Below are 15,218 nucleotides of genomic sequence, written 5' to 3' on the forward strand. Positions count from 1 at the left end.
CTCAGCGCATGAGCGACCGCACGGAGCGGACGACGTTCCCGACGGTGGCCATCGAGTCCTGCACCGCGGAGGGCTCGTAGCCCGAGTGCACCATGCAGTCGGCGCAGCGCGGGTGGCGCCCCGCCCCGAACTTCTCCCAGTCCGTCGTCTCCATGAGCTCGGCGAAGGTCTTCGCGTGGCCGCCCTCCGAGAAAAGGTAGCAGGGGCGCTGCCAGCCGAGGACGCTGTAGTTGGGGCTGCCCCACGGCGTGCACTGGTAGTCGCGGAGCCCGGCGAGGAAGTCGAGGTAGAACGGCGAGTGATTGAAGCGCCAGCCGCGCTCGCGCGCGGGCGCGAGCACGCGGCGGAACAGCGCGCGCGTCTCGTCCCGCCGCAGGAAGTGCTCCTGGTCCGGCGCCCGCTCGTAGCCGTAGCCGGGAGAGACCGTCATGCCCTCCACGCCGAGCGCCATCACCTCGTCGAAGAACCGGTGCACCTCCTCCGGGTCCTGGCCGACGAAGAGGGTCGAGTTGGTCGTCACGCGGAAGCCGCGCGCCCGCGCCGCGCGGATGGCCGCCACGGCGGCCCGGTGGACGCCGGCGCGCTGCACCGACGCGTCGTGGCGCGCCTCCACGCCGTCGAGGTGCACGTTGAACGTCAGCCGCCCGTGCGGCTCGAAGAGCGCGAGCTTCTTCTCGAGCAGGATGGCGTTCGTGCACAGGTAGACGAACCGGCCGCGCTCCACGAGCCCGCGCGCGATGCGGGCGATCTCGGGGTGGAGGAGCGGCTCGCCGCCGGCGATGCTCACGACGGGCGCTCCGCACTCGTCGGAGGCCGCCCAGCACTGCTCGGGCGTGAGCGAGCTCCGCAGCACGGCCTCGGGGTGCTGGATCTTCCCGCAGCCGGCGCACTCGAGGTTGCAGCGGAAGAGCGGCTCCAGCATCAGCACGAGCGGGTAGCGCGCCCGCCCGCGCAGCTTCTGGGCCACGATGTACCGGCCCACCGCCACCGCCTGCTTCAGCGGGATGCCCATGCCGCCTTCCCCTCTCCGGGGCGCGGGAAGTAGCCCCGCTCCCCGAACCACGTGAGCGCATCCTCGAAGGCGATCCGCACCGGCGTCTGGGGCAGCCCGAGCTCCCGCACCGCCTTGGCTGCGTCGAAGAACATGCGCCGGCGGGCCATGCGCACCGCCTCGAGCGCGACCGAGGGCGGCCGGTGGGTGACGAGGCGCGACACCGCCGTGTCGAGCGCGCCGACCGCGAGGGCGGCGAGGTAGGGGAGCCGCACGCGCGGGGCCGGACGTCCGAGGATCGCGCCGACCTCGGCGAGGATCTCGGCGAGCGTCATGTTCCGGTGGCCGAGGATGTAGCGCTCGCCGACGCGCCCGCGCTCCGCGGCGAGCAGGTGGCCCTCGGCGACGTCGCGCGCGTGCACCACGTTGAGCCCCGTGTCCACGAAGGCCGGGAGCCGGCCGCGCGCGAAGTCCACCAGGATCCGCCCGGTCGGGGTCGGCTTCACGTCCCACGCGCCCACCGGGGCGGACGGGTTCACCACCACGACCGCGAGGCCGCGCGCGACGTAGGAGAGCGCGGCCCGCTCCCCGGCGAGCTTCGAGCGCTTGTAGTGGCTGGTGAGCTGGCCGGGCGCGAGCGGCGTCGTCTCGTCGCAGGGCGTGGGGAGCGCTGAGAGCCCGACCGTCCCGACCGTGGAGGTGTGGACGACGCGCTCCACCCCCTCGGCGAGGCACGCGTCCATGACGTGCACGGTGCCGTCCACGTTGGAGGCGTACAGCTCGCGCGGGTCGCGCGCCCAGAACCGGTAGTCCGCCGCGACGTGGAACACGCGGCGGCAGCCTCGCACCGCCCGTCGCACCGCCTCGCGGTCGCGCAGGTCGCCCACGGCGATCTCGACGGGGAGGCCGTCGAGGTTCGCGCGCGGCGATCCGGGCCGCACGAGGACGCGCACCTCCGCGCCGCGCTCGAGGAGGAGCCGCGCCACGTTCGCCCCGACGAAGCCCGTCGCGCCGGTCACGAGCGCACGGCCGGTCACGGCGTCCCCCGTGGCGCCGGATCTTCCGACGAGTCGATCTCCTCGCGCAGTCCCGCCATTCCGCCTCGCAGCGCGCCGTGGGGCGCGTCGCCCGAGAGTGAAGCTCCCGCCTGTGGCGAGGGGTGTAGGATTCGTTCCTCCCGCCGATCACGCAACAGTATTAGGGTCGTCCGGATGCGGTCGCGCGATGGGGTGCGACCGTCCGAGGCGTAAGCACCTCGACCGCGCGCCCACTCGGGGCGCATGCACCCCAGGTGAGCGCGATCCAGTGTGCGGATCCTGCGCGACTTGCCGCTGCGGTGAGCAGCCTCAGCCCGGAATGGCGGCAGCCCCGTGGCGCTCCGCCGCCGCCGCGGGCCGGACGTCGAGGCGGCGATCCCGGCTGTTGCACGGCGCCTGGCGCCCGAGGGTCCCCGCGCACGGCGCGAGCATCAGCCGGTCCGCCAGCGAGAACGCCGCCGCTGCCGGGACCACGAAGCGATCGACGCGCCCGCATCGGCAGCATCGGATCCGCAGCGTCGTCCACTCGGTCGCCCGCCTGGCCATGAGCTCCTCCTGGCGGTCTGCAAAGCATGGGACGTGCCGGCGCGCGCGGCCCCGGGAGCTCGGGCGCTCGCCGTGGCCTCGGCTATCCAGGCGAGTCCGGCGCCTTCCCGTCGAGCACCTCGGGGCGATCCCCCGCCCGCCCGCCCCCCGCTCCGCGCGCGCCGCTCGAGCCCGGCGCGGGGTCGCGCGCGAGGGCGGCGAGCTCGCGCAGCGTCGCGTTGTGCGGAGAGGAGCGGCGCTCCTCCTCGGTCGCGTGGAGGAGGCGCTGCAGCTCCGGCCCGAGCCGCCGCAGGACCGCGGCGCGCACGTCGTCCACGCCCGGCTCGCGGCGGAGCGCCTCCCGCAGGTCGCTCGCGCGGATGGCGTCCACGTCGCGCCCGGGGACGTAGCCGACGCCGTGGCTTGAGACGGCGCGGACGAGGAGCCCGGCCCGCGCGAGCGCCTCGAGGATCTCCTCGACCTCCGCCGGCGGGACCTCGAGGAGCTGGGCGAGCTCGACGGGCGTCCGTCGCGTCCCGCCCGCGAGGTAGTCGCGCGTGAGCTGCGCGGCGGCGGCGACCGCGAGCGTCTCCTTCAGCGCCTGGTCCGCCCGGTGGCCGCGGAGCCGCTCGCGCACGACCTGCTCGTTCTGGTGGCTCGCCGCGACCTCCGCGCCGACGAGCACGATGAGCCACGAGACGTAGGTCCAGACGAGGAAGATCGGGATGGCGCCGAGGACGGAGTAGAGCGCGTTGTACTTCGCGACGCCCATCTGCAGCTGCACGTGCACGACGAGCGATCCCTGCCAGCCGATCGCGGCGAGCAGCGCACCGAGGAGCGCCGACAGCGGGCGGACCCGGACGTTGGGCAGGATCACGTACATCGCGAACAGCGCGAGGCCGACCACCACCACCGGGGTGAAGCCGAGCGCGAAGTCGATCGCGGGGCCGAGGCCGAGCCGCTCGCGCAGGAACACGACCACGCTCGAGCTCTGCGCCGCGGTGGAGACCGTCGCCGCCGCGAAGACCAGGATCGGCGTGGTCACGAGCAGCGTCACGTAGTCGGTGATCTGGCGCAGGAACGGGCGGGTGGTCTTGGCGCCGAACACGTCGTTGAGGGCCATCTCGATGCTCGAGACGAGCGACACGCTCGTGTAGACGAGGACGAGGAGCCCCACAGCGCCGAGGCGCGACACGTCGGTTCGATCGACGAACTCGAGGATCCGCTCGCTCGCCTGGAACAGGGCCGGGTTCGGCCCGAACGTGTCGGCGAGGTACGGCCTCACGAAGCCCTCGACGAACGCCTGGTAGGCGCCGAAGCCCTTCAGCACCGCGAAGGCGAACGCGAGGAACGGCACCACCGAGAGCACGCTGTAGTACGTGAGCGCGGCGGCGCGGACGGTGAGCCGGTTCTCGAGGAACCCGCGGAGGGTCGAGTAGCCGAGCCGGCTCGCGCGGAACAGCGCGGCCTTCGCGCGGGGCAGCTCCGCGGGGCGGACGTCCCAGATGCGCACCGCGAAGAACTCGCGCAGCCGGTCGACGGGGTGCGAGGCGGCGTCGCTCACTCCTCCATGATCCTTCGCCTCGCAGGATCGCGCCGCGCCGGGCGCTCACCGCCCCGGCCGCTCGTCTGGCGCCGGGACGCCCGGCCGGGACACCGCGGCGAGGGGAGCCCCTTCTTTTCGCGGTCCGCCGGCGATCACCGCCCGGCGGCACAGGAGGAAGATCGCTCTGGGAGCACGGAGGGAAGCCATGGCCACGTTCAAGCACGTCCTCGCCGCGACCGACTTCAGCGAGGCCTCGGGCCGGGCGCTCGAGATGGCGGTCACGATCGCGCGCGACGCCGGCGCCCAGCTGACGGTCGCGCACGTCGCCGAGGTCCCGACCTACACGGAGTTCGCCGCGCCGGTCGACCTCGTGACTCCCATCACCGATCTCGCGGAGACCAAGCTCGAGGAGCTGCTCACGTCGATCCGCGACGTGTGCCCCGGGGTGAAGGGCACCGTGCGGGTAGGCGCGCCGTGGGAGCAGATCCTCGCGGCCGCCGCGGAGGCGGGCGCGGACCTCGTCGTGCTGGGCACCCACGGGCGGCGCGGCTTCGCTCACGCGTTCATGGGGAGCGTCGCCGAGCGCGTCGTGCGCCTCTCGCCCATCCCCGTGCTGACGGTGCGCTCGCGCATCGCCTCCTGAGGCACGCGCGGACGCGCCCGCGGCGGGCGCACCGCGCGCCGCCTCGGGCGCGCTCGCTCAGGCGTCCGCCGCGACGGCAGCCTCGGGGGCGGCGACCGGCAGCCGGCGCTCGCGGAGGAGCGTGCTGCAGAGCTCGCAGTTCACCCGGCTGCGAATGGTCCAGTGGGCGCCGGGGTCCACGACACCGCACAGGATCCGCTGCAGTTCGCGGTCGTAGTAGTGGACGATCTTCTTCTGCTCGTGCTGCTCCATTGCGTCTCCGTCCGTCGAAACCGCGGGCCGGGTGAGGGACCAGCCGCCCCTGCACCGGGCCCGCCTGCCAGGGGTTGTAACGTGCGGCGGCGGGGCTCGCAGAGGCCAGGCGGTCCGCTCGTCCCCCGCGAAGCGTCGAGCAGCACCCCCGGAGCGTGGCATCGTGGGGCGCCCCGCATGACCGAGGAGCCCCTCATGGACGCCCCCACGCTCGCGAAGCACCTCGAGAAGCACCTCCGCGTCGCCACCTTCCCGGTCGCGATCCGCCCGCTCGCGCCCGGCGAGCCCGTCCCCGCGAAGGCGAAGCGGCCGTCGAAGGACCTCGGCGCGCAGGTCGCGATCTGCCAGTGCGTCGCGCTCGCGCGCCGCTACGGCTGGACGATCGCGTTCACGGGCGAGGATCTCGCCTGCCCCATCGCCAAGGCGGCGTTCGGGTTCGAGGATCGCATCCCGTACTACGAGCGCGGCGCGCTCGCCGAGGGGATGTACGCGTCGTGCCAGGAGGCCGGCGCGGCGTTCGAGTCGGCGCTGCCGCGCCTCGCCCGCGACGAGATCTCCGGCGTCGTGGTCGGCCCCCTCGAGCGATCGACCTTCGAGCCCGAGACGGTGGTGGTCTACGGAAACTCGGCCCAGGTGCTCCGGCTCGTGAACGCCGCGCTCTACGAGCGGGGCGGCAGCTTCAAGGCGGAGTTCACCGGGCGCGGCGACTGCGCCGACATCGTCATCCGGACGCGCCAGACGAAGGAGCCGCAGCTCATCCTGCCGTGCTACGGCGATCGGCTGTTCGGCCTCGCCGCGGACGACGAGCTGGCGTTCACCTTCCCGTTCGGGATGGCGGACGCGATCGTCGCCGGCCTGGAGGGGACGGGCCGGGGCGGCATCCGCTACCCCATCCCCTCGTTCGCGCTGCGGGCGCAGCCGGCGTTCCCGCCGAGCTACGTCGAGCTCGAGCGCCGCTGGCGTGCGGGCGAGGAGTGAGCGCGCTCGCAGGCGCCGGCGGCCGCTCGTGCAGGCTCAGCCCGCGTCTGCGGCGTGCGTCGCCTCCGGCGCGGACGGCCGCTGCTCGCGCGCCCGCAGCATCTCGCTGCAGCGCGGGCAGTTGACGGTCCTGCGCGTGGTCCAGTGGGCGGTCCGGTCCTCGATGCCGCAGAGGATGCCGGCCCGCTCCCGGTCGTAATGGTGGATGAGCCTGGCCTTCTCCGGGTGCTCCATCTCGTCTCCCTTGGGCGCGGCCGGGGAGGGAGCCACGGCTCCGAGCGACGGTCACACCTTGGAAGCTTGTAGCGCCCCGTGCCCGGCTCTGCAGGCATCGAGCCGCCGCTCGCCGCGCCGAGGAGGGAGCGCTCGCCGCACCTCGCGGGGCGTGCCGCCTCCCGGATCGGACGGAGACCGCCGCTGCCGGGACCATGCCCGGCGCGGCGGCGGAGGACGCCGGAGCGGCTCAGGTGCTCTTGCGAGCGAGGGTCTCCGCGCGCTCGAGCAGCCCGCGCAGCTCCGGGCTCGGCTCCCGCGAGCGATCGCCGTGGCGCACCGCGCGCCGGACCCGGCTCACCGCCTGCGCGAAGTCGACGTCGACGTGGCCGCGTGCGACGAGCTGCTCCTCGAGCTTGCGGATGCGGCCCTTGAGATCCTTGAACCCGTCGTTCACCGCGTCCTCCTCGAGCGAGTGGTCGCGCCGTCGACCGCCGCGGGCTGCGGGCGGCGAGCCGTGGCGACGACGTTCAGAAAGACCTCGACGTCCACGAAGTCCTGGGCGCCGAGCGGAGCGAGGCGCTCCCGGAGCTGCGTCGCGAACGCCCGCACGGCGGAGTAGGTCGCCCAGTTGGGCGCGGGGTCGTAGCGGAGGTCGCAGCCGAGCCGCTCCGCGGCGGCGCGGGTCGACTTGGGCCAGATGACGACGTGGCGGCCGGGGTCGGCGAGGAGCGGGAGCGCCGTGGCCAGCGCCCAGCTCGAGGCGGGCGCCACGGCCAGCCCCGCGGCGGCCGCGAAGAGCTTGTCGAAGCGGGCGCGGGCCGGGACCGGGACGGAGAGCAGGCCGAACAGCGCGTCGAAGAAGGCGCGAGCGGCGGCCTCGTCCTCGAACACCTCGGCGAGGCCGTCCTCCTCGAGCACCGGGTCGAACAGCGCCGCGAGCGGAGCGGAGCGGGAGATCCGCTTCACGAGCTCGCCCACCTCGCCCTCGTCGGCCAGCCGCGCGCCCTCGCCGCTCGGGAACGTCTCCTTCCACGCGGCGCTCGCCGCGCGCCACCGCGCCGCCCGCTCGCGCTTGCCGCTCGCGGTGTAGGCGGGATCGGCGAAGCCCTGCGGATAGAGCGCCTGGAACTCGGCGACCGCCTCCTCGTGGGTGAGGAAGTTCGCGGCGAGCGCGTATCGGCCGCTCTGCGCGTCGAGCGCGAAGGACGAGAGCCCCTCGAGCCAGGAGTTCCGCTCCAGGCCGTCGGTCGAGAGCAGCGCCCTCGCGGCGGGCAGGCGGAGCTTCGCGGCGAAGCGCTTCTCGCTGTCGGGGAAGAAGACGTGCACCGCGTTCGCCTCGAGGGCGACGACCTTGCCGACTCCCAGGGACGCGTGCTGTACCAGCATTCCTTCCTTCAGATCGGCCATCGACGTCCTTTCGCAAGGCTTGTAGCGCGTGTGTCGCGAGAGGACGCGCGCACGCGCCCGACGCGGTGATGCCTGCGTCGCAAAGCGGGAGAGCGCGGTCTGGGGTCTGCCGTCGAGGAGGGCGCTCGCTCGTTTCCGGTCGCTACGCCCGATCCGGCCGGCGCGCGTCTCTTGTACGCCCTGCGCCCTCCGCTGGGAAGCCCCGAGCGCCGGCTCGCCCGGCACGGACCCGGCTTGACCGCTCGTGGAGGGACGTCCGAGCCCCGTCTCTCCGAGCCGCGCTCCGGCCCCTCGTGGGCGGGCTATTCACCGCTGGCGCGATTAACAATGAACGATGAGCGCCGCGCGCATCACCCGGTCCGTTCGCGGGCACCTCGTCGCGATCGAGCGCGTCGACTCGCACCTCTGGCGCGTGACCGTGGACGGGCAGCTGCTCGCGAGCTTCTGCACCGAGAGCCGCGCGCGCGCCGCGGGGACGGCGGAGGCACGTCGCCTCGAGCTCGTCGCGGGCGAGGGGCGCCGCCGCCAGTGAGCGGCGGGCGCCGCGCGCGCCGGCAGCCGCCGCCCCGTCTCGTCTGGACGAGGTGCCCCGCCAAAGAAGAAACGAAGAGCCCCGCCCGCCGGGCGAGGCTCTCGAGGGTCCGGCGGCCGGACGGGCCGCCCGGCTACACGGCGAGGACGTAGTCGCCGGCCCGCACGAGGTCCAGCTCCACCTCGCGCGGCTCGACGTCGTACAGCTTCTCGTACGGCGTCATGAGCACCGCCTGGAGCTGCTCGGCGGTGCGCGCGCGCCGCTCGCGCTCGATGAGCTTGGGATCCTGCGCGACGAACTTCTCGTCCGGCGTGATCTTGAAGAGCGGCTGGCCCTTCTGCACGACCGTCCCGTCCGGCCCCGTCATGAGGACCCGGTCGATCGTGCCGGAGAACGGCGCGCGGACGGTGTTGAACATCTTCATGACCTCGATGATGTAGAGCGCCTGCCCCTTGTCGAAGTGCACGCCCTCGCTGACGAAGGGCGGCCTCCCGGGCGCCTCCTGGCGGTAGAGCATGCCGCCGAACGGGGCGACGAGCTCGTCGGCCTTCGTCGCGGGCGGCGGCACGAGCACCTTCTTCATGCGCGCCTGGAGCTCGGGATCGTTGAGGTACGCGGGGATCGTGACGTCGAGGTTCGCCTCCACGCGGAAGTCGAAGAACTTCACCGCCTCGGCGACGGTGAAGAGGAGCCCGAGCAGCTCGTTGCCGGCCTCGTAGCCGAGGTGCGCGGCGCGGATCTGGCTCCAGGTCTCGGCGTCGTAGCCGCCCTGCGGGGCCTCGCTCTTCAGGATCTCGTTCAGCTTGTAGAACTCCTCCTTCTTGAGGCCGAACGTCTTCCGGAGCGCCACGTAGAACCGGATCGACTTCTGGAGCAACTCGTGGTCGTGCTGCCAGATCACCTCGGCGGCCGGCTTCCGCGCGTCCCACCCCATGTTCAGGTACTCGTACGTGTCGTTGAGCACGCCGAGCGGGTTGCGGATCCAGAACACCTTGCCCTGCTCGAGCCGGTAGTGCTTGCGGTTCAGGCTGAGCCAGCCGGCGAGGAGGTGCGGCGCCTCGAGCAGCCGATCCATCACGCGCGTGAGCAGGGTGAGCTTGCGGTCGATCACCTCCGCCATGGCCTTCGTGACCGACGGGTCGCCGGGGCTCTCCTTCGCGATCTGCGCCGCGTAGTGCTTCTTCATCTCGGCGAACGCGTAGGCGGTGTCGAGCTTGCTCCCCTCCTCGGCGAGGAGCCCCACGAGCGTGAGGTACGGCACGACGAAGCGGGTGGTCGGCTTCGCCATCACGTTCTGGCCGAGGAACCAGTTGACGAGCCCGTAGTGGAACTCGAGGTTCGTGGCGAGGTTCACGCCGCGCAGGCTCGTCTTGCGCAGCACCTTGGCGAGGTGGAGGTAGCTGTCGAGGCGATCCTCGCCCTTCGTGAGGAGCAGCGCGATGTTGGAGTCGTACGCGCCCGCCACGTGGTAGCGCATGAACATGCCGGTGTCCGGGTTCGGCATGCTGATGCCCTGGTCGTCGCGGATCTCGCCCTCGATGGGCTTCGACCAGAAGCGGATGAGGCCGCCCGCGTGCGGCGAGAGCGAGGCGTCGGTCGCGTTGAGGCGCGCCTCGGCCGCGGCGCCGAAGCGCGGGATCCGCGTGGGCTTCGGGAGCCGCTCCTTGTGGCGCGCGAGGAGCGCCATCGCCTCGACGAGCGACTCGACCACGAACGCGTCGCTCGGGTCGTCCGGGTTCGCGAAGCGCAGCGAGTAGCAGAGCTCCGTCACCCGGTGCTCGACCTGGATGCGGGTGTTGACCTCCATGAAGTAGTAGCGGTCGCGATCGACGATGCACTCGAAGGTCGAGGCCGAGTCGAGCCCGACCGCGGCGCCGAAGCGGGCCGCGTCGTCCTCCATCCGCTTCAGGATCTCGAGGTCGGTCGCGAGCGCGCGGGCCTCGTCCTTCCGCCCTGCCCGCTCCGAGCGCTCGATGGCGGCGGCGAGCCCCTCCTGCGTGACCGAGATCTCGAGGAGCTTCTGCTCGTGCATCTGCAGGGAGCAGTCGCGGCCGCCGAGCGAGACGCACCACTTCCCGTTGCCGAGGAGCTGGATCTCGTTGTGGCGGGTCTGCTCGATGTTGAGCTCGATGAGGACGTTCTTGTTGTCGCCGACGCCGGTCGCCTTGACCTCGTTCAGGACCTCGCGGACGAGCGTGGGGGCCTCGGCGGCCGCCTCCTCGATGAGCTTCGCGTCGGCGTGCCTCGCGGTGAGGAGCGCGCCGCCCAGGATGCGCTGGCCCTTGCCGCCGCCGCCGCCGATGGCCTTGAGGCGCACGCGCGTGCCGGGGTGCTTCTTGAACATCTCGGCGACCTCGCGCTGCACCTGCCAGCCGAGCTCGTCGATGGTGTAGAGGTCGATCCCCTTGGCATAGGACGCCATGAGGACGTGGTCGGCGAGCTCCTCGAGCGACAGCTGCTCGTCCTTGAGGAGCTTCCGGTCGACGGTGAGGTCCTCCGCCTCCACGAGCGCGAGGAGCGCCTTGCGCGTCTTGTGCTTCGAGAGGAGCGTGCGCGCGGTGACGTTGTTCACGCCGGGCGTCACGGAGACGCCCACCTCCAGCGCGGTCCGCTTGGCCTCGTCCTTCTTGCCGGCGCGCGCCTGCGTCACCGAGTTCGGGCCGATGAACTTCAGGCCCGCCCGCTCGAGCGTCGCGACGAACTCCTCGTCCTCCGCCATGAACCCGTAGCCGGCGAACACCGAGTCGTAGCCGTTCTCGTGCGCGATGCGGACGATCTGGTTCATCCGCTCGACGCGCTCCTCCTTCGTCGCGCCGGTGTAGTCGGGGACCCGGTGCACGCGGCTCGTGTCGGTGAGCTGGCGCAGCTCGGGGGCGAGCGCGTTCGCGTAGACGATGGAGTCCTTCTCGGAGAGGAGGATGCCGTAGTGGCGGATCCCCATCTCCTCGAAGACGTCCATCGCCTCCTTGCGGATCGGGCCGCGGCAGACGATGAGCGGCTTCAGGTCCTCGCAGGCGAAGGAGCGGATCCACGCGGAGCCGGCCTTGCCGAGGCGGCGGTCGCGGTGAACGAGGGGGTTCGTCTTGTAGTAGTCGGCGGTCGGAGCCATCGGTCTCAAGTCTCCAGTCTTGGATTCGGGTCGAGCCGCGGACCTAGTGGAACTCGCGCTGCGGGCCGGACATCGGGGACGGCTTGTAGTGCCGGAGCAGGAAGCCCATGTTCTCGCCGAGGACCTTGCGCAGCTCGGTGGGCATCACGAGCGAGGAGATGGAGCCGAGCGCGAGCCCTTCCTTCGGGTTCATGAGCTCCTTCTCGTAGCGGCGGTTGAGCGCGGCCTCCTGCTGCTTCAGCCACTCCGCCGCCTCCTTCTCCGCGTCCTTCTTGGCGGCGGGGCCCTCCATGCCGGCGGCGGTGCGCTGCTCGACGCCCTTCTTCACCATCTCGGCCGCCGCGCCGCGGACCTTGCGCAGCTCGTCCTTGTAGACGAACTCCTTGCCCGCCGGCCCCATCACCGCGAGGCGCGTGGTCGGCAGCGCGAGCACGAGGTCCGCGCCGGTCGGGTAGTTGTTGTAGGACGCGTACGCGCCGCCGAAGGCGTTGCGCAGGATGAGCAGGATGCGCGGGGTGCGCACGTCGACGATCGCGTCGAGCATCGAGCGGCCCGCCTGCACGATGCCGCGCGCCTCCTGCTCGCGGCCGGGGAGGAAGCCGGTCGTGTCCTCCATGAAGATGATGGGGATGTTGTAGATGTTGCAGAACCGCACGAACCTCGCGATCTTCAGCGCGGTGTCGCAGTCGATCTGCCCGGAGCCGACGGCGCTGTTGTTCGCGACGAAGCCGACGACGTTCCCGCCGAGCCGGCCGAACGCGGTGACGACCTCCCGCGCGCGCTCCGGCTGGATCTCGAAGTAGTCGCCGTAGTCGCACACCTGCTGGATGATGATCGACACGTCGAACGGCGTGTTGAAGCCGGTCGGCGAGTTGAACGCCTTCTTGAGCAGCGTGTTGATCTCCCAGGTCTTCCGGTCGAGCGGGTCGCTCGTCGGCTGGAACGGCGCGGAGACGCCGTTGTTGTCGGGGAGGTAGGCGAGCAGGCGCACCGCCTGGCGGAGCGCGGCGAGCTCGTCCGCCACGGTGAGGTCGGCGACGCCGGAGGCGCCGTGGACCTTGGGGCCGCCGAGCTCCTCGGGCGTGATGTCCTCGCCGAGCACCGACTTCACGACGCCCGGGCCGGTGAGGCCGAAGAAGGTGTCGTTCGGCTGGATGACGAAGCTGCCCTGGCGCGGCAGGTACGAGCCGCCGCCCGCGTTGAAGCCGAACATGCACATGATGGACGGCACGACGCCGCTGATCTTGCGCAGCGCGGTGAACGCCTCGGCGTAGCCGTCGAGCCCGCCCACGCCGGCCGGCACGTACGCGCCGGCGCTGTCGTTCATGCCGATGAGCGGCATGCCCTTCTCGCCGGCGAGCCGGAAGAGGCGCGCGAGCTTCGAGCCGTTCGTCGCGTCCATCGAGCCCGCGCGCACGGTGAAGTCGTGGCCGTAGCAGGCGACGTCGCGGCCCCGGACGTTCAGCACCGCCGTGACGAGCGACGCGCCGTCGAGGTTCTTGCCCCAGTTCTGGTAGAGGACGATGGGGTCCTTGTCCGTCAGGACGCGGATGCGCTCCCAGACCGTCATGCGCCGCTTGAAGTGCTGCTTCTCGATCTGCTCGATGCTGACCGAGCGGATGGGGCGCTGGACGAGGTCGTGCCCTTCCCTCATCGCCTCCTCGTAGCCGCCGGTCTCGCGGGCGATCTCGCCCGGGATGTTGAACTCGACCTTCTCGACCGGATCGAGCGGGTTGGTCAGGATCGGTTTGATCGCCTTCGTGGCCATGGGCTCGGTCCTCTGTACGACGCTGTGTGAATCCCGCGCAAAGCGTGCCGATCGCCCGGTCAGCCTGGCGGCGAACCGCGCTCGGGCTTCGTCACGAAAAAGTGCGTGATTGTCACAAAGCACCGCGCGCCCGGGCAAGGGGTCTCGCAGCTTTTGCGCCCCGGATCGCACCTCGGAGCGCCCGCTTCGTGGACCGGTGGGGGCGGCGACGCAGCGCGCCGCGCCGGCCGCGGAGGGGCGCACGAGCAGGCGCCGCCCGGCCTCCGGCGGGCCTCTCTGCGCGGGGAACCGCTACGCCTTGACGAGCACCGCCGCGTGGCTCCGCCACACGGCCGGACGCGCGGCGACGAGGAGCCCTGCGTCCGAGGCGGCCACGAGCTCGCGCTCGAGCTCCGCCGTAGAGACGTGCCCGCTCGGCTCCCCGAGGAGCAGCCGGCCGCCGGGCCGGAGCGCCGCGGAGGCCTCCCCGAAGAAGCGCGCCGCGCTCGGCAGCTCGTGCACGATCGCGAACGCGACCACCACGTCGACCTCGCCCGCGAGATCCTCGACGCCCAGCGTGTCGGGGTGGGCGAGCCGGAGGTCGAGCCGCTCGGCGAGGCCGGCGCGACGGCGGAGGGCCTCGAGCATCTTCGGCTGGAGCTCCACCGCCACGACGCGGCCGGAGGGCCCGACGAGCCTCGCGAGGTCGAGCGTGAAGAAGCCCATGCCCGGCCCCGGCTCGAGCACCGTCATCCCCTCCGCCACGTACGGGCGCAGGAGCGTGAGCGGGTTCTGCACGAGCCGCCGGAGCGGGTTCACCAGCAGATAACCCAGCCACCAGGGGCAGACGCGGTGGGCCATGGGCTCCGGGATCGCCCATCCGGCGGGGGCACGGTAGCGCGACGTTGGGGTGCGGCCACGGGGCGCGATCTCGCGGCGAGGATCACGTGAGCCCGGGCGGACTTGGCCCATTCCCTTGATTGTCGTCAACTCAGCCGCACTGCGAGTCCGTGGATCGGACCCGCTGAGACCGAGTATCGTCCGTTTCGAAATTGAGAATGATTCGCAAGATTGGCGGCCAGAGGACCTCGAGCCCAGCGCCCCGACCCCGGAGCCCGCACGCGGGCGCCGGCCCGAGGTGACCGAACATGCGCCCCACGCACTCCTGCTGCTCTTCGCGCTCCCGCCGCTACCGCCGCGCCGCCCTCCTCGCCCTCGCCGCCCTCGCCGTCGCGCCGCTCCTCGCGCGCTCGCAGGAGGACGCGCCCGGCCAGGAGGAGCCCGAGCTCGTCGCCGAGGCGCTCTTCCTCTGCGACACGCTCCCACCCGCAGGGCGCGACCTGAACCTCTCCCTCGCCCTCGCCGAGGGCGAGCCGGATCCCGTCACCGGGGAGACCGCGCTCCAGGCCTCGCCGCGCGTCCAGCTCGCGATGGGGCTGGGTGAGCGCGTCGGCCTCTCCGCGGACGTGGGGCTCGGCACGGGGGGCACCGTCGCGCTCGACACCCCCGGCGCGTCGCTCAAGCTCCTGCTCCGCGCCCCGAGCGCGACGCGGACCGGGCTCTCCGCGTCGGTCGATCTGTTCGGCTCGACGCACTCCCTCCACGAGGCGGAGGCCGGCCTCGGGCTCGGCGCCATCCGCGCGCTCGGCCGCATGGCGCTGCGCGCGAGCGCGAGCGTCGCGAGCGGCGTCACCGCGTGGTCGCCGCACCTGCACTTCGGCACGTCGGCCGCGGTGGCGCTCGGCGCCCGCTGGCGCGCGCTCGCCGAGGTGGTCTCCGAGGTCTCCGCCGGCGAGGTCGCGGTCTCCGCCGGCCCCACCGTGAAGGTCGCGCTCGCCGAGAACAGCGCGCTCATGGCCGGCGCGCTCTTCCCGGTCTCGCAGGGCGGTGGCCTGCCGGTCTTCACCTTCCAGCTCACGCAGTCGATGTGACTCGCAGTCGGAGAACCCGCCACATGCCTCGTTCCAGCAGCACCGCAGCGGACGGCTCGCCCGCCCCGCGCCCCGGGATGCCCCTCGGCCTCCTCGGCGACGGGGAGTCCGCGGAGATCGTCGCCGTCGCCACCGCCGCGCGCGGCGGGTGCGAGTCGCGCGCAGAGGAGATGGGCCTCCGCATCGGCAAGCGGGTCGTGATGCTCAGCAACGGCGCGGGCCCGGTGCTCGTCAAGGTGGACGAGTCGCGCATCGCGGTCGATCGCGGCGTCGCCATGAAGATCAAGGTCACCAAGTGACGGAG

At 72.5% G+C, this 15,218-nt stretch carries 16 protein-coding genes; 5 read left to right on the forward strand and 11 right to left on the reverse strand.

Annotated features, from left to right (window positions below; translation table 11 throughout):
* Position 1 precedes the first annotated feature (1 nt).
* From hpnH to MLV88_RS16840, 4 genes are all read right to left on the reverse strand, one after another.
* Positions 2 to 1,012: an adenosyl-hopene transferase HpnH gene (gene hpnH / locus MLV88_RS16825; RefSeq protein WP_242337732.1), complete on the reverse strand. Its 1,011-nt coding sequence runs from the start codon at positions 1,010 to 1,012 to the stop codon at positions 2 to 4.
* Positions 997 to 2,028, reverse strand: a complete 1,032-nt coding sequence (gene hpnA, locus MLV88_RS16830; protein WP_243338047.1) for a hopanoid-associated sugar epimerase — start codon at positions 2,026 to 2,028, stop codon at positions 997 to 999. The genes hpnH and hpnA overlap by 16 nt, the downstream gene beginning before the upstream one ends.
* Positions 2,029 to 2,337: 309 nt before the next feature.
* A complete protein-coding gene (locus MLV88_RS16835; RefSeq protein WP_242337728.1) occupies positions 2,338 to 2,574 on the reverse strand; it encodes a hypothetical protein in 237 nt (78 codons plus the stop codon).
* An 82-nt stretch (positions 2,575 to 2,656) separates the two neighbouring features.
* Entirely contained in the window at positions 2,657 to 4,117 is a 1,461-nt protein-coding gene (locus tag MLV88_RS16840) for a YhjD/YihY/BrkB family envelope integrity protein (protein ID WP_243338048.1), read from the reverse strand.
* Between the two features lie 187 nt (positions 4,118 to 4,304).
* Here MLV88_RS16840 and MLV88_RS16845 point away from each other — a divergent pair, with 187 nt between their 5' ends.
* A complete protein-coding gene (locus MLV88_RS16845; RefSeq protein ID WP_242337725.1) occupies positions 4,305 to 4,742 on the forward strand; it encodes a universal stress protein in 438 nt (145 codons plus the stop codon).
* Between the two features lie 57 nt (positions 4,743 to 4,799).
* Here MLV88_RS16845 and MLV88_RS16850 read toward each other — a convergent pair whose 3' ends face one another.
* Entirely contained in the window at positions 4,800 to 4,994 is a 195-nt protein-coding gene (locus tag MLV88_RS16850) for a hypothetical protein (RefSeq protein ID WP_243338049.1), read from the reverse strand.
* Between the two features lie 195 nt (positions 4,995 to 5,189).
* Between MLV88_RS16850 and MLV88_RS16855 the strand changes: the two genes are divergently transcribed.
* A complete protein-coding gene (locus tag MLV88_RS16855; RefSeq protein ID WP_242355124.1) occupies positions 5,190 to 5,972 on the forward strand; it encodes a DUF169 domain-containing protein in 783 nt (260 codons plus the stop codon).
* A 36-nt stretch (positions 5,973 to 6,008) separates the two neighbouring features.
* On the opposite strand, the gene MLV88_RS16860 is transcribed toward MLV88_RS16855, so the two are convergent.
* The 3 genes from MLV88_RS16860 to MLV88_RS16870 all read right to left on the reverse strand — a co-directional run bounded on the left by MLV88_RS16860 (position 6,009) and on the right by MLV88_RS16870 (position 7,595).
* Positions 6,009 to 6,242, reverse strand: coding sequence for a hypothetical protein (locus tag MLV88_RS16860; RefSeq protein ID WP_242355122.1), 234 nt, complete (start codon positions 6,240 to 6,242; stop codon positions 6,009 to 6,011).
* Positions 6,243 to 6,435: 193 nt separating this feature from the next.
* Positions 6,436 to 6,642 (reverse strand): hypothetical protein, encoded by a 207-nt coding sequence (locus MLV88_RS16865; RefSeq protein WP_242337718.1) that lies wholly within the window; start codon positions 6,640 to 6,642, stop codon positions 6,436 to 6,438.
* Positions 6,639 to 7,595 (reverse strand): hypothetical protein, encoded by a 957-nt coding sequence (locus MLV88_RS16870; RefSeq protein WP_242359929.1) that lies wholly within the window; start codon positions 7,593 to 7,595, stop codon positions 6,639 to 6,641. The genes MLV88_RS16865 and MLV88_RS16870 overlap by 4 nt, the downstream gene beginning before the upstream one ends.
* A 334-nt stretch (positions 7,596 to 7,929) precedes the next feature.
* On the opposite strand from MLV88_RS16870, the gene MLV88_RS16875 reads away from it, so the two are divergent.
* Positions 7,930 to 8,127 (forward strand): hypothetical protein, encoded by a 198-nt coding sequence (locus tag MLV88_RS16875; protein WP_242337714.1) that lies wholly within the window; start codon positions 7,930 to 7,932, stop codon positions 8,125 to 8,127.
* A gap of 133 nt (positions 8,128 to 8,260) precedes the next feature.
* Here the strand turns inward: MLV88_RS16875 and MLV88_RS16880 are convergent, their stop codons facing one another.
* The 3 genes from MLV88_RS16880 to MLV88_RS16890 all read right to left on the reverse strand — a co-directional run bounded on the left by MLV88_RS16880 (position 8,261) and on the right by MLV88_RS16890 (position 13,844).
* A complete protein-coding gene (locus MLV88_RS16880) occupies positions 8,261 to 11,236 on the reverse strand; it encodes an ATP-binding protein (RefSeq protein ID WP_243338051.1) in 2,976 nt (991 codons plus the stop codon).
* 43 nt (positions 11,237 to 11,279) lie between these two features.
* Entirely contained in the window at positions 11,280 to 13,004 is a 1,725-nt protein-coding gene (locus MLV88_RS16885) for an acyl-CoA carboxylase subunit beta (protein ID WP_242337710.1), read from the reverse strand.
* 291 nt (positions 13,005 to 13,295) lie between these two features.
* On the reverse strand, positions 13,296 to 13,844 hold the full coding sequence (locus MLV88_RS16890; protein ID WP_242337708.1) for a class I SAM-dependent methyltransferase: 549 nt from the start codon (positions 13,842 to 13,844) through the stop codon (positions 13,296 to 13,298).
* A gap of 287 nt (positions 13,845 to 14,131) precedes the next feature.
* On the opposite strand from MLV88_RS16890, the gene MLV88_RS16895 reads away from it, so the two are divergent.
* Both MLV88_RS16895 and MLV88_RS16900 read left to right on the forward strand, forming a co-directional pair.
* Positions 14,132 to 14,914, forward strand: a complete 783-nt coding sequence (locus tag MLV88_RS16895) for a hypothetical protein (RefSeq protein ID WP_242337706.1) — start codon at positions 14,132 to 14,134, stop codon at positions 14,912 to 14,914.
* Between the two features lie 23 nt (positions 14,915 to 14,937).
* Positions 14,938 to 15,213: a FeoA family protein gene (locus MLV88_RS16900; protein WP_242337704.1), complete on the forward strand. Its 276-nt coding sequence runs from the start codon at positions 14,938 to 14,940 to the stop codon at positions 15,211 to 15,213.
* Positions 15,214 to 15,218: the final 5 nt, after the last annotated feature.

The sequence above is a fragment of the Anaeromyxobacter soli genome (genome assembly GCF_022808855.1).
GTDB classification, from domain to species: Bacteria; Myxococcota; Myxococcia; order Myxococcales; family Anaeromyxobacteraceae; genus Anaeromyxobacter; species Anaeromyxobacter soli.

What these genes read in the sequence shown, in the direction of transcription:
- hpnH (WP_242337732.1), bottom strand. Translation starts at nt 1,012, where the DNA reads ATGGGCATCCCGCTGAAGCAGGCGGTGGCGGTGGGCCGGTACATCGTG.
- MLV88_RS16835 (WP_242337728.1), bottom strand. Translation starts at nt 2,574, where the DNA reads ATGGCCAGGCGGGCGACCGAGTGGACGACGCTGCGGATCCGATGCTGC.
- MLV88_RS16845 (WP_242337725.1), top strand. Translation starts at nt 4,305, where the DNA reads ATGGCCACGTTCAAGCACGTCCTCGCCGCGACCGACTTCAGCGAGGCC.
- MLV88_RS16850 (WP_243338049.1), bottom strand. Translation starts at nt 4,994, where the DNA reads ATGGAGCAGCACGAGCAGAAGAAGATCGTCCACTACTACGACCGCGAA.
- MLV88_RS16855 (WP_242355124.1), top strand. Translation starts at nt 5,190, where the DNA reads ATGGACGCCCCCACGCTCGCGAAGCACCTCGAGAAGCACCTCCGCGTC.
- MLV88_RS16870 (WP_242359929.1), bottom strand. Translation starts at nt 7,595, where the DNA reads ATGGCCGATCTGAAGGAAGGAATGCTGGTACAGCACGCGTCCCTGGGA.
- MLV88_RS16875 (WP_242337714.1), top strand. Translation starts at nt 7,930, where the DNA reads ATGAGCGCCGCGCGCATCACCCGGTCCGTTCGCGGGCACCTCGTCGCG.
- MLV88_RS16880 (WP_243338051.1), bottom strand. Translation starts at nt 11,236, where the DNA reads ATGGCTCCGACCGCCGACTACTACAAGACGAACCCCCTCGTTCACCGC.
- MLV88_RS16885 (WP_242337710.1), bottom strand. Translation starts at nt 13,004, where the DNA reads ATGGCCACGAAGGCGATCAAACCGATCCTGACCAACCCGCTCGATCCG.
- MLV88_RS16890 (WP_242337708.1), bottom strand. Translation starts at nt 13,844, where the DNA reads ATGGCCCACCGCGTCTGCCCCTGGTGGCTGGGTTATCTGCTGGTGAAC.
- MLV88_RS16895 (WP_242337706.1), top strand. Translation starts at nt 14,132, where the DNA reads ATGCGCCCCACGCACTCCTGCTGCTCTTCGCGCTCCCGCCGCTACCGC.
- MLV88_RS16900 (WP_242337704.1), top strand. Translation starts at nt 14,938, where the DNA reads ATGCCTCGTTCCAGCAGCACCGCAGCGGACGGCTCGCCCGCCCCGCGC.